The 15,583-nt window shown below is 73.3% G+C and carries 15 protein-coding genes; 11 read left to right on the forward strand and 4 right to left on the reverse strand.

The window, feature by feature from the left end:
- Window positions 1-51: 51 nt before the first annotated feature.
- Entirely contained in the window at window positions 52-933 is an 882-nt protein-coding gene (locus tag MUK52_RS21245; RefSeq protein ID WP_114057517.1) for a YceI family protein, read from the forward strand.
- Window positions 934-960: 27 nt separating this feature from the next.
- Here the strand turns inward: MUK52_RS21245 and MUK52_RS21250 are convergent, their stop codons facing one another.
- Window positions 961-1,203, reverse strand: a complete 243-nt coding sequence (locus MUK52_RS21250) for a hypothetical protein (RefSeq protein ID WP_284579167.1) — start codon at window positions 1,201-1,203, stop codon at window positions 961-963.
- A gap of 61 nt (window positions 1,204-1,264) precedes the next feature.
- Here MUK52_RS21250 and holA point away from each other — a divergent pair, with 61 nt between their 5' ends.
- The gene (gene holA, locus MUK52_RS21255; protein ID WP_114057515.1) at window positions 1,265-2,263 is read left to right on the forward strand and encodes a DNA polymerase III subunit delta; all 999 of its coding nucleotides are present in this window, start codon (window positions 1,265-1,267) and stop codon (window positions 2,261-2,263) included.
- A 198-nt stretch (window positions 2,264-2,461) separates the two neighbouring features.
- On the opposite strand, the gene rpsT is transcribed toward holA, so the two are convergent.
- Window positions 2,462-2,728, reverse strand: coding sequence for a 30S ribosomal protein S20 (gene rpsT, locus MUK52_RS21260; protein WP_114057514.1), 267 nt, complete (start codon window positions 2,726-2,728; stop codon window positions 2,462-2,464).
- Between the two features lie 197 nt (window positions 2,729-2,925).
- Between rpsT and lepA the strand changes: the two genes are divergently transcribed.
- The 3 genes from lepA to hemW all read left to right on the forward strand — a co-directional run bounded on the left by lepA (window position 2,926) and on the right by hemW (window position 8,279).
- Complete coding sequence (gene lepA / locus MUK52_RS21265) at window positions 2,926-4,791, forward strand: translation elongation factor 4 (protein WP_114057513.1); 1,866 nt, start codon at window positions 2,926-2,928, stop codon at window positions 4,789-4,791.
- Between the two features lie 228 nt (window positions 4,792-5,019).
- Window positions 5,020-6,909 (forward strand): AMP-dependent synthetase/ligase, encoded by a 1,890-nt coding sequence (locus MUK52_RS21270; protein ID WP_284579183.1) that lies wholly within the window; start codon window positions 5,020-5,022, stop codon window positions 6,907-6,909.
- 137 nt (window positions 6,910-7,046) lie between these two features.
- Window positions 7,047-8,279, forward strand: coding sequence for a radical SAM family heme chaperone HemW (gene hemW / locus MUK52_RS21275; protein WP_114057511.1), 1,233 nt, complete (start codon window positions 7,047-7,049; stop codon window positions 8,277-8,279).
- 39 nt (window positions 8,280-8,318) lie between these two features.
- Here hemW and MUK52_RS21280 read toward each other — a convergent pair whose 3' ends face one another.
- Window positions 8,319-9,125, reverse strand: a complete 807-nt coding sequence (locus tag MUK52_RS21280; RefSeq protein ID WP_114057510.1) for a DUF3097 domain-containing protein — start codon at window positions 9,123-9,125, stop codon at window positions 8,319-8,321.
- A gap of 28 nt (window positions 9,126-9,153) precedes the next feature.
- Entirely contained in the window at window positions 9,154-9,879 is a 726-nt protein-coding gene (locus tag MUK52_RS21285) for an MBL fold metallo-hydrolase (RefSeq protein ID WP_114057509.1), read from the reverse strand.
- Window positions 9,880-10,022: 143 nt separating this feature from the next.
- Between MUK52_RS21285 and hrcA the strand changes: the two genes are divergently transcribed.
- From hrcA to MUK52_RS21315, 6 genes are all read left to right on the forward strand, one after another.
- A complete protein-coding gene (gene hrcA, locus MUK52_RS21290; protein WP_284579189.1) occupies window positions 10,023-11,039 on the forward strand; it encodes a heat-inducible transcriptional repressor HrcA in 1,017 nt (338 codons plus the stop codon).
- Window positions 11,040-12,176, forward strand: a complete 1,137-nt coding sequence (gene dnaJ, locus MUK52_RS21295; RefSeq protein ID WP_114057507.1) for a molecular chaperone DnaJ — start codon at window positions 11,040-11,042, stop codon at window positions 12,174-12,176.
- Between the two features lie 157 nt (window positions 12,177-12,333).
- Window positions 12,334-13,425 carry a nitronate monooxygenase gene (locus tag MUK52_RS21300; protein WP_114057506.1) on the forward strand — a complete coding sequence of 364 codons (1,092 nt, stop codon included), beginning with the start codon at window positions 12,334-12,336 and terminating at the stop codon, window positions 13,423-13,425.
- Window positions 13,422-14,165 carry a 16S rRNA (uracil(1498)-N(3))-methyltransferase gene (locus MUK52_RS21305; protein ID WP_114057505.1) on the forward strand — a complete coding sequence of 248 codons (744 nt, stop codon included), beginning with the start codon at window positions 13,422-13,424 and terminating at the stop codon, window positions 14,163-14,165. Before MUK52_RS21300 ends, MUK52_RS21305 begins: the two co-directional genes overlap by 4 nt.
- A 100-nt stretch (window positions 14,166-14,265) precedes the next feature.
- Window positions 14,266-14,625, forward strand: a complete 360-nt coding sequence (locus MUK52_RS21310; RefSeq protein ID WP_114058901.1) for a histidine triad nucleotide-binding protein — start codon at window positions 14,266-14,268, stop codon at window positions 14,623-14,625.
- 3 nt (window positions 14,626-14,628) lie between these two features.
- A complete protein-coding gene (locus MUK52_RS21315) occupies window positions 14,629-15,540 on the forward strand; it encodes a ribonuclease Z (RefSeq protein ID WP_114057504.1) in 912 nt (303 codons plus the stop codon).
- Window positions 15,541-15,583 lie beyond the last annotated feature (43 nt).

The raw sequence follows: 15,583 nt of genomic DNA on the forward strand, positions 1-15,583 counted from the left end.
GCGTTTTCGCCACAGCGGAACAAGTACACACAGCACGGGGGTGCATCAACCATGTTCGGTCGCAGACGGGGGTCCGAGACGGCCGGGAGCGCCGGCTCGCACACATCCGCGACCCTGACGCTGCCTCACACGGCGCGCCTGCTCAGCTGCCGGGTCCTCGACACCGTGCACCAGCCGGTCCGGCGGGCCGCGTTCGAGGTGACCGATCCGATCGGCCGCCCCGTCGTCAGCGGGGAGACCGACCCGTACGGGGGGTTCACGGCGGCGGTCCCGGAGGGCGAGTACCGGCTCACGGTCACGGCGGAGGGCTACGCGCCGTTCCACGGGGCGACGCTGCTCGGGGACGCCGCGCCGGCCGGCACCGCGGAGATCATCCTCGACGCGGTGGAGCCGCCGCTGCTGCCCGCGCCCGGGCACTGGGAGATCGACCCGGGGCACTCCTCGATCGCGTTCACGGCCCGGCACATCGGCTTCGCGAGGATCCGGGGCCGGTTCACCACCTTCGCCGGCGCGGTCCGGATCGCCGACCGCATGGAGGACTCCTCCATGCACGTGATCATCGACACGGCGAGCATCGACACCGGTCTGCGGATGCGGGACGAGCACCTGCGCTCCGCGGACTTCCTGGACGCCGCCCGCCACCCGACGGTGGAGTTCTACAGCGAGCGGTTCATCCACCGCAGCGGCAGCCGGTGGGCTGTCGCGGGAGCCCTCACCCTGCGCGGCACGAGCCGCTCGGTGACCCTGGACACCGAGTACCTGGGGCTGGGGACGGGGATGGAGGGCGAGCCGAGGGCCGCCTGCCGGGCGACGGCCGGGCTCCACCGCGAGGACTTCGCCCTCGACTGGCAGTCGGTGCTGGCGGGCGGCATCGCCGCCATCGGCTCCGCCGTCGACGTCAGCCTCGACGTGCAGGTCGTCCGCAAGGCCTGACCCGGGCCGCCGGCCCGGCCCCCGGTCCTACGGGGCCTCCAGCCACCCTTCGTACGCGGCGGCGAGGCCGTCCAGCGCGGAGGCGTCGAGCCGGCCCTCCGGGTCCTCGACGACCACGAGCCACTGGGCGTCCTCGGCGTCGTCCTCCCCGGCCAGGGCGTCCCGGACCAACTGCGGCTCCTCGCCCGGCCCGAACCGCTCGACGACCTCCTCGGCCACCTCCTCGGCGGCGTCGCGGTCCGGCAGCACCAGTACATGTCGCACGTTCACGCGACCATTGTCGGGCACGGGGCGAGGGGGCCTGTCGGTGCGGCATGGGATCCTGGAGGCGATGGCCACCAGGAAGAACACCACCGACGATCCGCTCGCCCCGCTCACCCTCGCGGTGGGGCAGGAGGACCTGCTGCTCGACCGCGCCGTACGGGAGGTGGTGGCGGCCGCCCGCGCCGCCGACCCGGACACGGACGTGCGGGACCTGACGCCCGACCAGCTCCAGCCCGGCACCCTCGCCGAGCTGACCAGCCCCTCCCTGTTCTCCGAGCGGAAGGTGCTGGTCGTGCGCAACGCCCAGGACCTGTCCGCGGACACGGTCAAGGAGGTCAAGGCGTACGTCGGGGCGCCCATCGAGGACATCGCGCTCGTACTCCTCCACGCGGGCGGCGTGAAGGGCAAGGGCCTGCTGGACGCGGCCCGCAAGGCGGGCGCCCGCGAGGTCGCCTGCCCGAAGATGGCCAAGGCGGCGGACCGGCTGGCTTTCGTGCGGGGCGAGTTCCGCACTCTGGGCCGGTCGGCGACGCCGGAGGCCTGCCAGACGCTGGTCGACGCGATCGGCAGCGACCTGCGGGAGCTGGCGAGCGCCGTCGCTCAGCTGTGCGCGGACGTCGAGGGCACCATCGACGAGGCCGTCGTCGGCCGGTACTACACGGGGCGGGCGGAGGCCTCCAGCTTCACCGTCGCCGACCGGGCAGTGGAGGGCCGGGCCGCGGAGGCCCTCGAAGCCCTGCGCTGGTCCCTCGCGACGGGCGTCGCCCCCGTGCTGATCACCAGCGCGCTGGCCCAGGCCGTCCGGGCGATCGGCAAGCTGGCGTCCGCCCCGCGCGGGGCCCGCCCCGCCGACCTGGCGCGTGACCTCGGCATGCCGCCGTGGAAGATCGACCGGGTCCGCCAGCAGATGCGCGGCTGGTCCGCGGACGGCGTCGCCGACGCGCTGCGCGCCGTCGCCGAGGCCGACGCCGGCGTCAAGGGCGGCGGCGACGACCCGGAGTACGCCCTGGAGAAGGCGGTGGTGGCCGTGGCCCGCGCGGCCCGCCCCCGCCGCCCCGCCCACTGATCCGGCACGCCGAAGGCCCCGGCCGGCGCCCTGGGGAAGGGCGACGGCCGGGGCCTTCGGTTTCTGCTCTGGTGCGCCGCACCCGCGTGGCGAACGCAGGCCGCGTGCGGCGCTGGTCTCCCCGCCGGGGCGGGGGAGGTGCCGGTCAGGAGCGGAAGAGAGGGCCCGCTGGGTCCGTTCCGGCGATCACATCAGTGCTCAGCCCTGGAGGGAGGCAACCTTGGAAGCCAGCGCCGACTTCTTGTTGGCGGCCGAGTTCTTGTGGATGACACCCTTCGAAGCAGCCTTGTCCAGCTTGCGGGAGGCGACGCGCGCCGCCGCGGTGGCCTTCTCGACGTCGCCGGCGGCGACAGCCTCGTTGGCCTTGCGGATGAAGGTGCGGAGCTCGGACTTGACGGACTTGTTGCGCAGGCGCGCCTTCTCGTTCGTCTTGTTCCGCTTGATCTGGGACTTGATGTTCGCCACGAAAGAGCCTTTTCAGGTTCAGAGTTTGATCTTCCGGATGTGTCCCCCAGCTGAGAGGGCGTGGAAGACACAGCTGCCCAGGCTACCAGGGCGCCCACAGGTGGCCCAAACCGAGCGCACTGCCCCGTCCATGGGACCATGGAACGGACCGACACCCAGCCAGGCTTCCGACTGCGACCCGAGAATCAGGACACTGCGTGCCCGCCATCCCCAGCCACGTGCCCGAGCCGAGCCGTACCGACCCGGCGCTGATCCGCAACTTCTGCATCATCGCGCACATCGACCACGGCAAGTCGACGCTCGCCGACCGGATGCTCCAGCTCACCGGTGTCGTCGACCAGCGGCAGATGCGCGCCCAGTACCTCGACCGCATGGACATCGAGCGCGAGCGCGGCATCACGATCAAGTCCCAGGCCGTCCGTCTCCCCTGGGCGCCGACCGCGGGCGACGGCGTCGGCAGGACGCACATCCTCAACATGATCGACACCCCCGGGCACGTCGACTTCACGTACGAGGTGTCGCGCTCCCTCGCCGCGTGTGAGGGCACGATCCTGCTGGTCGACGCCGCCCAGGGCATCGAGGCCCAGACCCTCGCCAACCTGTACCTGGCGATGGAGAACGACCTGACGATCGTCCCGGTCCTCAACAAGATCGACCTGCCGGCCGCCCAGCCGGAGAAGTTCGCCGAGGAGCTGGCGAACCTCGTCGGCTGCGAGCCCGACGACGTGCTGCGGGTGTCCGCCAAGACCGGTGTCGGCGTCGAGGCGCTCCTCGACCGCGTCGTGCAGAACGTCCCGGCTCCGGTCGGCGTCAAGGACGCCCCCGCCCGCGCGATGATCTTCGACTCCGTCTACGACTCGTACCGCGGCGTCGTCACCTACGTCCGCGTCGTCGACGGCACGCTCAGCAAGCGCGAGCGCATCCGGATGATGTCCACCGGCGCCACCCACGAGCTGCTGGAGATCGGCACCAACTCGCCCGAGATGCTCCCGGCCGACGGCCTCTCCGTCGGCGAGGTCGGCTACCTGATCACCGGTGTGAAGGACGTCCGGCAGTCCAAGGTCGGCGACACCATCACCCAGCAGAGCGGCGGCGCCACCGAGGCCCTCGGCGGCTACAAGGACCCGAAGCCGATGGTCTTCTCGGGCCTGTACCCGCTCGACGGCTCGGACTACCCGGAGCTGCGCGACGCCCTGGACAAGCTCCAGCTCAACGACGCCGCCCTGGTGTACGAGCCGGAGACCTCCGCTGCGCTCGGCTTCGGCTTCCGCGTCGGCTTCCTCGGCCTGCTCCACCTCGACGTGATCCGCGAGCGGCTGGAGCGCGAGTTCGGCCTCGACCTGATCGCCACCGCGCCCAACGTGGTCTACCGCGTGGTCATGGAGGACAAGAGCGAGATCACGGTCACCAATCCGAGCGAGTTCCCCGAGGGGAAGATCTCGGAGGTGTACGAGCCGGTCGTGCGCGCCACCATCCTCGCGCCCACCGAGTTCATCGGCTCGATCATGGAGCTGTGCCAGAACCGCCGCGGCACCCTCCTCGGCATGGACTACCTCTCCGAGGACCGCGTCGAGATCCGCTACACCCTGCCGCTCGCGGAGATCGTCTTCGACTTCTTCGACCAGCTGAAGTCCAAGACCCGCGGCTACGCCTCCCTCGACTACGAGCCCACCGGCGAGCAGGCCTCCAGCCTCGTCAAGGTCGACATCCTGCTGCACGGCGACAAGGTCGACGCCTTCTCCGCCATCACCCACAAGGACGCCGCCTACGCGTACGGCGTGCGCCTGGTCGCCAAGCTGCGCGAGCTGATCCCGCGGCAGGCGTTCGAGGTGCCGGTGCAGGCCGCCATCGGCTCCCGGGTCATCGCCCGCGAGACCATCCGCGCCATCCGCAAGGACGTCCTCGCCAAGTGCTACGGCGGTGACATCTCCCGTAAGCGGAAGCTGCTGGAGAAGCAGAAGGAAGGCAAGAAGCGGATGAAGATGGTCGGCTCCGTGGAGGTCCCGCAGGAGGCCTTCATCGCCGTCCTCTCCAGCGACGAGTCCGGCGCCAAGAAGAAGTAGCAGTCGGCCGCACGGACAGCCGGAACAGGCCCCCGCACGCACCGGCGGGGGCCTGTTTCGTTATGAATCGGCGGCTCAAGGGCTCTTACGCGCCAGCCGGAGGGCCCCTAGTCTGATCACTGCCCCGTTGGTTACTCGCCAGTTGCAGACCCTGGTCTCAAACCCTGTTGGAAGCCGCCGTCCCACCCCCTCGGACGGCAGCCCTGCCGCGTGGTCCGGAGGACGTCCGTGAGCGACACACTGACCCAGATCGAGAACCGCCCGCCCACCGTGGCGGCCCTCTTCCTTGAGCGTGTCGCCGCCACGCCGGACGCCGAGGCCTACCGGTACCCGGTGCCCCCGGCATCCGGCAGCGGCCCCGACGACTGGAGGTCGCTGAGCTGGGGCCAGGCCGCCGACCGGGTCTTCGCGATCGCCGCCGGCCTGATCGACCTGGGCCTGCAGCCCGAGGAGCGCGTCGCGCTCGCCTCCAACACCCGCGTCGAGTGGATCCTCAGCGACCTCGGCGTGATGTGCGCCGGCGGCGCCGTCACCACGGTCTACCCCAGCACCAACGCCGACGAGTCGGCGTTCATCCTGGCAGACTCCGCCAGCCGCGTGCTGATCGCCGAGGACGCCGCCCAGCTCGCCAAGGCCCGCGAGCGCCGTGCCGAGCTGCCGGAGCTGGGCCACGTCGTCGTCCTGGAGGCCGCCGACGCCGTCGCCGCGGAGGACGACCCCGAGGGCTGGGTGCTCTCCCTCGCCGACCTGGAGGACCGCGGCCGCGAGTACCTCGCCAAGCACCCCGACGCGGTGCGGGAGCGGATCGGCGCCATCACGGCCGACCAGCTCGCCACGCTGATCTACACCTCGGGCACCACCGGCCGCCCCAAGGGCGTCCGCCTCCCGCACGACAACTGGTCGTACATGGCCAAGGCCACCGTCGCCACCGGCCTGATCACCGGCGGCGACGTCCAGTACCTGTGGCTGCCGCTCGCCCACGTCTTCGGCAAGGTCCTCACCTCCGGCCAGATCGAGGTGGGGCACGTCACCGCCGTCGACGGCCGCATCGACAAGATCATCGAAAACCTGCCCGTCGTCCAGCCGACCTACATGGCGGCGGTCCCGCGCATCTTCGAGAAGGTCTACAACGGCGTCGCGGCCAAGGCCCGCGCCGGCGGCGGCGCCAAGTACAAGATCTTCCAGTGGTCGGTCGGCGTCGCCCGCGAGTACGCCAAGGTCACCCAGGACAACTACCGGCGCACCGGCCGGGCCACGGCCCCCCTCGGCCTCACCGCCAAGCACCGCATCGCCGACGCGCTCGTCTACTCCAAGCTCCGCGAGGCCTTCGGGGGCCGGCTGCGCGCCGCCGTCTCCGGCGCCTCCGCCCTCGCCCCCGAGATCGGCTACTTCTTCTCCGGCGCCGGCATCCACATCCTGGAGGGCTACGGCCTCACCGAGTCCAGCGCCGCCTCCTTCGTCAACCCCGGCGAGGCCTACCGCACCGGCACCGTCGGCAAGCCGCTCCCCGGCACCGAGGTCCGCATCGCGGACGACGGCGAGGTCCTGCTCCGCGGCCCCGGAATCATGCAGGGCTACCACGGCCAGCCCGAGAAGACCGCCGAGGTGCTCGAAGAGGACGGCTGGCTGCACACGGGCGACATCGGCGAGCTCTCGCCCGACGGCTACCTGCGCATCACCGACCGCAAGAAGGACCTGATCAAGACGTCGGGCGGCAAGTACGTCGCCCCGGCCGAGATCGAAGGCCAGTTCAAGGCGATCTGCCCGTACGTGTCGTCCATCGTCGTCCACGGCGCCGACCGGAACTTCTGCACCGCCCTGATCGCCCTCGACGAGGCCGCCATCCTCGGCTGGGCCGCCGAGAACGGCCTGGACGGCAAGACGTACTCCGAGGTGCTCGCCGCCCCCGAGACGAACCGCCTGGTCGAGACGTACGTCCAGACCCTCAACGAGGGCCTCCAGCGCTGGCAGACGGTGAAGAAGTTCCGGATCCTGCCGCGCGACCTCGACGTCGAGCACGGCGACCTCACGCCCAGCCTCAAGCTGAAGCGGCCCGTCGTCGAGCGTGAGTTCAAGCACCTGATCGACGAGATGTACGAGGGCACCCGCGAGGCCTGAGAACCCGCGCGGCCCCCGCACCGCCCGGCCCCCGGCCCCGCCGGAGGGGGCCGGGCCCGCCGCCGGACCGCCCCCGCCCGCCCCCGGCCCGCCGCGCGCACGGACCGGCCCGGGCGGACGTGCGGGACAATGGGCCCATGCCTTCCGCACTGCCCGACGGTGAACCCATGCCCGAAGACGGCGCGCTGCCGCCGCACGCCCTGGCGGGCGCCGGGGACCGTCCGCTCGGGTTCTACCTGCACGTCCCGTACTGCGCCACGCGCTGCGGGTACTGCGACTTCAACACGTACACCGCGACCGAGCTGCGCGGCAGCGGAGGCGTGCTCGCCTCCCGGGAGAACTACGCCGACACCCTCGCCGACGAGGTCCGCCTCGCCCGCAAGGTCCTCGGCGACGACCCCCGGCCGGTCCGCACGGTCTTCGTCGGCGGCGGCACCCCGACCCTGCTGCCGGCCGAGCACCTCGTCCGCATGCTGGCCGCCGTCCGGGACGAGTTCGGCCTCGCGCCCGACGCCGAGGTCACCACCGAGGCCAACCCCGAGTCCGTCGACGCCGCCTACCTGGCCGAGCTGCGCGAGGGCGGCTTCAACCGGATCTCCTTCGGCATGCAGAGCGCCAGGCGGCACGTCCTGCAGGTGCTGGACCGCACCCACACCCCCGGACGCCCCGAGGCCTGCGTCGCCGAGGCCCGCCGGGCCGGCTTCGAGCACGTCAACCTCGACCTGATCTACGGCACCCCCGGCGAGAGCGACGACGACTGGAGGGCCTCCCTCGACGCCGCGCTCGGCGCCGGCCCCGACCACGTCTCCGCGTATGCGCTGATCGTCGAGGAGGGCACCCAGCTCGCCCGCCGGATCCGGCGCGGCGAGGTCCCCATGACCGACGACGACGTCCACGCCGACCGGTACCTGATCGCCGACGAGGTCCTCGCCGGCGCCGGCTTCCACTGGTACGAGGTGTCGAACTGGGCGGCCTCCGAGGCCGGGCGCTGCCTCCACAACGAGCTGTACTGGCGCGGCGCCGACTGGTGGGGCGCCGGCCCCGGGGCGCACAGCCACGTCGGCGGGGTGCGCTGGTGGAACGTGAAGCACCCCGGCGCGTACGCCGCCGCGCTCGCCGCCGGGCGCTCGCCCGGGGCGGGCCGGGAGCTGCTGTCCGCGGAGGACCGCCGCGTGGAGCGGATCCTGCTGGAGCTGCGGCTGGCGGAGGGCGCGCCGCTGGAACTGCTCGCCGAGCAGGGGCTCGCGGCCTCGCGCCGGGCGCTCGCCGACGGGCTGCTGGAGGCCGGGCCGTACCGCGGCGGGCGGGCCGTGCTCACGCTGCGGGGGCGGCTGCTCGCCGACGCCGTGGTCCGGGACCTGGTGGACTGAGCGGGCGGCCCCGCGAGGCCCCGGGGCCGCGGCGCACCGTCAGGCGGCGGGGGCCGTGACGAAGTCGATCAGTTCCTCGACGCGGCCCAGCAGGGACGGCTCCAGGTCGCGGTAGGACCCCACGCGGGACAGGATGTGCTGCCAGGCCGCGCCGGTGTTCTCCGGCCAGCCCAGGGCGCGGCAGACGCCCGTCTTCCAGTCCTGGCCGGGCGGGACCGCCGGCCAGGCCGCGATGCCCAGGGAGGACGGCTTCACCGCCTGCCAGACGTCCACGTACGGGTGACCTGCGACCAGGACGTGCTCGCCGGACACCTGCGCGGCGATGCGGGACTCCTTCGACCCCGGGACGAGGTGGTCCACCAGCACGCCCAGGCGCGCGTCCGGGCCGGGCGCGAACCCGGCGACCACGGCCGGCAGGTCGTCGACGCCCTCCAGGTACTCCACGACGACGCCCTCGATCCGCAGGTCGTCGCCCCAGACCCGCTCGACGAGCTCGGCGTCGTGCCGGCCCTCCACGTAGATGCGGCCCGCCCGTGCCACCCGCGCCCTGGCGCCGGGGACGGCGAGCGAGCCCGACGCGGTGCGCCGCGGGCCGGCCGGGGCCCGGGAGGGCCGTACGAGGGTGACGGGGGCGCCCTCCAGCAGGAACCCCCGCGGCTCCAGCGGGAACGCCCGCCGCTTGCCGAAGCGGTCCTCCAGGGTCACCGTGCCCGCCTCGCAGGCGACGACGGCCCCGCAGAAGCCGGTGCCCGCCTCCTCCACCACGGTGCCGGGCTCGGCCGGCACCTCCGGGGCGGGCCTGTGGCGCTTCCACTGCGGGGTCAGGTCGGGGGAGTACTCGCGCATCCGGCCGACACTAGGAGAGCGGGCGCGCTCAGGCGCCCGACACGCCGAAGCGCGCCGCCAGTGTGGCGCGTTGCGCACGGACGAACGCCGCGTCGACCACAGCCCCGTGCCCCGGCACGTACAGGGCGTCCCCGCCGCCCAGCGCGAGCAGCCGGTCCAGGGCCGCGGGCCACCGGCCCGGCACCGCGTCGGGGCCGGCCTGCGGCTCCCCGGACTCCTCCACCAGGTCGCCGCAGAAGACCGTCTCCCGCTCGCCGGGCACGAGCACCGCCAGGTCGTGGCGGGTGTGCCCGGGGGAGACGTTCGCGAGCAGCGCCTGCACGCCGCCCAGGTCCAGCGTCCACTCGCCCGACACCAGGTGGCGCGGGACCACCAGCAGGTCGGCCGCCTCGGCGGCGTCCGCCGGGTCCAGGCCGTGCCGCACGGCGTCGCCGCGGAGCTCCTCGCGGCCCGCGGAGAGCTCGGTGTCGAGGCCGACGGCGCCGTACACTTCGGCGCCGGCGAAGGCCGCACCGCCCAGGACGTGATCGAAATGGCCGTGCGTGAATGCGATATGGGTCACGTGCCGGCCTGTCAGGCGCTCCGCCTCGGCCCGCAGCAGGGCCCCCTCCCGGAGGCTCGAACCGGGGTCGACGATCAGTACGGAATCGTCTCCCACCACCAGTCCCACCGTGCAGTCCCACACCGGGAGGCGCTTCCGGCCGGTCCGCCGGGTCAGTCTCTCCCAGCCCGCCTCTTCCCAAGCCACGTCCATACCGCGACGCTACCTGGCGGGCCGCCCTTGCTAGCCGCGTACCCCCCGGCCGTACACTGACCGGGGGATCTCTGGCACTCGTACGACCCGAGTGCCAAAACGAACGACCACCACGACCCGCATCACAGCTGGAGGTGCGCGCGATGCTCAGCGAACGCAGACTCGAGGTGCTGCGCGCCATCGTCCAGGACTACGTCGGGACGGAGGAGCCGGTCGGCTCCAAGGCGCTCACGGAGCGGCACAGGCTCGGCGTCTCGCCCGCCACCGTGCGCAACGACATGGCCGTGCTGGAGGAGGAGGGCTACATCGCCCAGCCCCACACCAGCGCGGGCCGCATCCCCACGGACAAGGGATACCGGCTGTTCGTGGACCGGCTGGCAGGGGTCAAGCCGCTGTCGACGCCCGAGCGCCGGGCCATCCAGAACTTCCTCGACGGGGCCGTCGACCTCGACGACGTCGTCGGCCGCACCGTGCGGCTGCTCGCGCAGCTGACCCGGCAGGTCGCGATCGTCCAGTACCCCTCGCTGACCCGCTCGACCGTCCGGCACGTGGAGCTGCTCTCGCTGGCTCCCGCGCGCCTGATGCTCGTGCTGATCACCGACACCGGGCGGGTCGAGCAGCGGCTCGTCGACTGCCCGGCGCCCTTCGGCGAGGCCTCCCTGGCCGACCTGCGGGCGCGGCTCAACAGCCGGGTCGTCGGCCGCCGGTTCACGGACGTCCCGACGCTGGTGCAGGACCTGCCCGAGGCGTTCGAGCCGGAGGACCGGGGCACGGTGTCGACCGTGCTGTCGACGCTGCTGGAGACCCTGGCCGAGGAGGCCGAGGAGCGCCTGATGATCGGCGGCACCGCCAATCTGACGCGCTCCGGACACGATTTCCCCCTGACGATCAGGCCGGTGCTGGAGGCTCTGGAGGAGCAGGTCGTGCTCCTCAAGCTGCTCGGCGAGGCCAACGAATCGGGCATGGCTGTACGAATCGGGCATGAGAATGCCTACGAGGGACTGAACTCCACGTCCGTCGTCTCGGTCGGCTACGGTTCGGGCGGCGAAACAGTCGCCAAACTCGGCGTGGTCGGACCGACCCGCATGGACTACCCCGGAACGATGGGAGCGGTACGCGCAGTGGCACGTTACGTCGGACAGATCCTGGCGGAGTCGTAAGTGGCCACGGACTACTACGCCGTACTCGGCGTGCGCCGCGACGCATCGCAGGACGAGATCAAGAAGGCCTTCCGCCGCCTGGCGCGCGAACTCCACCCGGACGTCAACCCGGACCCGAAGACGCAGGAGCGCTTCAAGGAGATCAACGCCGCGTACGAGGTGCTCTCGGACCCGCAGAAGAAGCAGGTCTACGACCTCGGCGGCGACCCGCTGTCCTCCTCGGGCGGCGCCGGCGCCGGAGGCTTCGGTGCGGGCGGCTTCGGCAACTTCTCCGACATCATGGACGCCTTCTTCGGCCAGGCGGCGCAGCGCGGCCCGCGCTCGCGCACCCGCCGCGGCCAGGACGCCATGATCCGCCTGGACCTGGAGCTGGACGAGGCCGCCTTCGGCACGACCAAGGAGATCCAGGTCGACACGGCCGTCGTCTGCACCACCTGCTCCGGTGAGGGCGCCGCTCCCGGCACCTCGGCGCAGACGTGCGACATGTGCCGCGGCCGCGGTGAGGTCTCGCAGGTCACCCGGTCCTTCCTGGGCCAGGTCATGACCTCGCGCCCGTGCCCGCAGTGCCAGGGCTTCGGCACGGTCGTGCCCACCCCGTGCCCCGAGTGCGCGGGCGACGGCCGGGTCCGCTCCCGCCGCAGCCTCACGGTGAAGATCCCCGCCGGCGTCGAGAACGGCACCCGGATCCAGCTCGCGGGCGAGGGCGAGGTCGGCCCCGGCGGCGGCCCCGCCGGCGACCTGTACGTGGAGATCCACGAGCTGAACCACCCGGTGTTCCAGCGGCGCGGCGACGACCTGCACTGCACGGTCACCATCCCGATGACCGCGGCGGCGCTCGGCACCAAGTGCCCGCTGGAGACGCTGGACGGCATGGAGGAGGTCGACATCCGGCCCGGCACCCAGTCCGGCCAGTCGATCCCGCTGCACGGCCGCGGCGTGACGCACCTGCGCGGCGGCGGGCGCGGCGACCTCATCGTGCACGTCGAGGTCCAGACCCCCGCCAAGCTGGACGCCCAGCAGGAGGAGCTGCTGCGGCAGCTGGCCAAGCTGCGCGGGGAGGAGCGCCCCATGGGCCAGTTCGCCCCCGGCCAGCAGGGCCTCTTCAGCCGCCTGAAGGACGCCTTCAACGGCCGCTGACCGGCCGGAGCGCACCACCGCCGAGCCCGGCCCGGGGGACATCCCCGGGCCGGGCTCGGCGCCTTCCGGGGGCCGCCGCGGCAGCCCGGAGCGCCGGACTATGCCAGGCGAATGCGGTGATTCGGCCCTGTGAGCGGGACATGGCACGATGCGGTGCATGTCCTCGCCGCTGAACGGTCTCGCCCGGTACCCGATCGTGCAGGCTCCCATGGCGGGCGGCGCCTCCTGCCCGCCGCTCGCCGCCGCGGTGTGCGAGGCGGGCGCCCTGGGCTTCCTCGCCGGCGGCTACAAGACCGCCGACGGGATGTACCAGGAGGTCAAACGGCTGCGCGCGCTCACCCGGCGCCCGTTCGGCGTCAACCTCTTCATGCCGCAGACCGGCCACGCCGACCCGGCCGCGATCGAGACGTACCGGGGGCAGCTCGCCGGCGAGGGCAGCTGGTACGACGTCTCCCTCGCCGAGGAGGACACCGCCGGCACCAGCGACGACGGCTACGACGCCAAGCTCGCGATCCTGCTGGACGACCCCGTCCCCGCCGTGTCGTTCACCTTCGGCTGCCCCGCCCCGCAGGCCCTCGCCGCCCTGCGCAGGGCCGGCACGTACAGCATCGTCACCGCCACCTCGGTCGACGAGGCCCGCGCAGCCGAGGCCGCCGGGGCCGACGCCGTCTGCGTCCAGGGCGTCGAGGCGGGAGGCCACCAGGGCACCCACCGCGACGACCCGCAGGCCGACGCCACCGCCGGAGTCGGGCTGCTCGCCCTCGTCGCCCAGATCCGGGAGGCCGTCGGGCTGCCGATCATCGCCGCGGGCGGGCTGATGCGCGGCTCGCAGATCGCGGCGCTGCTGGCCGCCGGGGCCGAGGCGGCGCAGCTCGGCACCGCCTTCCTGCCCTGCCCCGAGTCCGGGGCGCACCCGCTGCACAAGAAGGCGCTCACCGACCCGCTGTTCCCGCACACCGAGCTGACCAGGGCGTTCTCGGGGCGTCCCGCCCGCGGCCTGGTCAACCGGTTCATGCGCGAGCACGGGCCGTACGCCCCGGCCGCGTACCCGCAGGTCCACCACATCACCGCCGGGCTGCGCAAGGCGGCCGCCGCGGCCGGGGACCCGCAGGGCATGGCCCTGTGGGCGGGCCAGGGGCACCGGCTGGCGCGGGCGCTGCCCGCGGGGCAGCTGGTGGAGGTGCTGGCCGCCGAGATCGCCGAGGCGCAGAGCGCACTGAACGACATGCAGAAGAGGAGTACGTCATGACCGCCCCCGTGTTCGTGGTGGAGGAGGTCCCCGCGGGGCCGCGGTTCGTCCTGGACGGCGCCGAAGGCCGGCACGCGGTGTCCGTGAAGCGGCTGAACCCGGGCGAGGAGGTGGTCCTCACCGACGGCCGCGGAGCCTGGGCCGAGGCCGTCGTCGAGGCGGCCGAGGGCAGGGACCGGCTCGTCGTCGCGGTGTCCGCGACGGGCGAGGAGCCCGAGCCCGAGGTGACGATCACCGTCGTCCAGGCACTGCCCAAGGGCGACCGCGGCGAGGTCGCCGTCGAGACGATGACGGAGACCGGCGTCGACGCGATCGTGCCCTGGCAGGCGTCCCGCTGCATCACCCAGTGGCGCGGCGACCGAGGCGCCAAGTCCCTCGCCAAGTGGCGCAGCACCGCCCGTGAGGCCGGCAAGCAGTCGCGGCGCGTCCGCTTCCCCGAGGTGGCCGAGGCGATGTCCACCAAGCAGGTCGCGGCGCTGCTGGCCGGCGCCGACCTGGCCGTGGTCCTGCACGAGGACCGCGACGCCCCCTCCGAGGCGCTGGCCGGGACCGACCTGCCGGAGTCCGGGTCCGTCGTCCTGGTCGTGGGCCCCGAGGGCGGCGTCTCGCCGGAGGAGCTCGCCGCCTTCGCGGCGGCCGGCGCCCGCACCTGCCGGCTGGGCCGCTCGGTGCTGCGCACCTCCACAGCGGGCACCGCCGCCGCCGCGGTGCTGCTGGCGCGGACCGGCCGCTGGTCCTGAAATGCCGGCGGGCGGAGGCGGGCCGCCGGATACGATGCCCGGACTGATCAACACCCGTGCGGGCGGCAGCGCCCGCGCCACCGTCACGGAAGGCGAAGCCATGGCAGGGGAACCGCAGGCGGACTGCCTGTTCTGCAAGATCGTCGCGGGAACCGTCCCGGCGACCGTGGTCCGCGAGACCGAGACGACCGTCGCGTTCCGGGACATCAACCCCCAGGCCCCGACCCACGTCCTGGTCATCCCCAAGGCGCACTACCCGGACGCGGCCTCCCTCGCCGCGGGCGCGCCCGACCTCGCCGCCGACGTGCTCCGCGAGGCCGGCGAGATCGCCGCCCAGGAGAAGGTCGACGACCACGGCTACCGGATCGTCTTCAACACCGGTACCGGGGCGGGCCAGACCGTCTTCCACACCCACGCGCACGTCCTCGGCGGGCGCGGCCTCCAGTGGCCGCCGGGGTAGTCCGTGTCCCTGCGCGAATTCGTGGTGCTGGGCACCGCCAGCCAGGTGCCCACCCGCCACCGCAACCACAACGGCTACCTCCTGCGCTGGGACGGCGAGGGCATCCTCTTCGACCCCGGCGAGGGCACCCAGCGCCAGATGCTGCGCGCCGGGGTGGCCGCACACGACATCAACCGGATCTGCATCACGCACTTCCACGGCGACCACAGCCTCGGCCTCGCCGGCGTCGTCCAGCGCATCAACCTCGACCAGGTCCCGCACCCCGTCACCGCGCACTACCCGGCCTCCGGGCAGGTGTTCTTCGACCGGCTGCGGTACGCGACCGCCTACCGGGAGACCGTCAGGCTCCGCGAGCAGCCGGTCTCCGGCGACGGCGTGCTCGCCGAGGGTCCGCCGTACCTCCTGGAGGCACGAAGGCTGTCCCACCCGGTGGAGTCCTTCGGCTACCGGATCACCGAGCCCGACGGGCGGCGCATGGTCCCCGGGCTGCTCGCACGGCACGGCGTCAAGGGGCCCGACGTGGGCCGCATCCAGCGCGAGGGCCGGCTGGGCGCGGTCACCCTCGACGACGTCAGCGTGCCGCGGCCCGGCCAGCGGTTCGCGTTCGTCATGGACACCCGGCTGTGCTCCGGCGCCGAGGAGCTCGCCGAGGGCTGCGACCTGCTGGTCATCGAGTCGACCTTCCTCGACGCGGACGAGCGCCTGGCCGCCGACCACGGGCACCTGACCGCGGGCCAGGCGGCCCGCATCGCCCGCGGCGCCGGCGTGCGGCACCTGGTGCTGACGCACTTCTCGCAGCGCTACAACGACCCCGGCGAGTTCGAGCGCCAGGCGCGCGCGGCCGGTTTCGAGGGGGAGCTGACCATCGCGGCGGACCTCGCGCGGATCCCCGTCCCCAAGCGGGCCGACCCCTGACCCGCAGGCGGCGGGGGCGGCGGGCCGGGTGCCCGGCCCTCCC

It is taken from the genome of Streptomyces sp. 2P-4 (assembly GCF_030167965.1).
Classification (GTDB): Bacteria; Actinomycetota; Actinomycetes; order Streptomycetales; family Streptomycetaceae; genus Streptomyces; species Streptomyces globosus_A.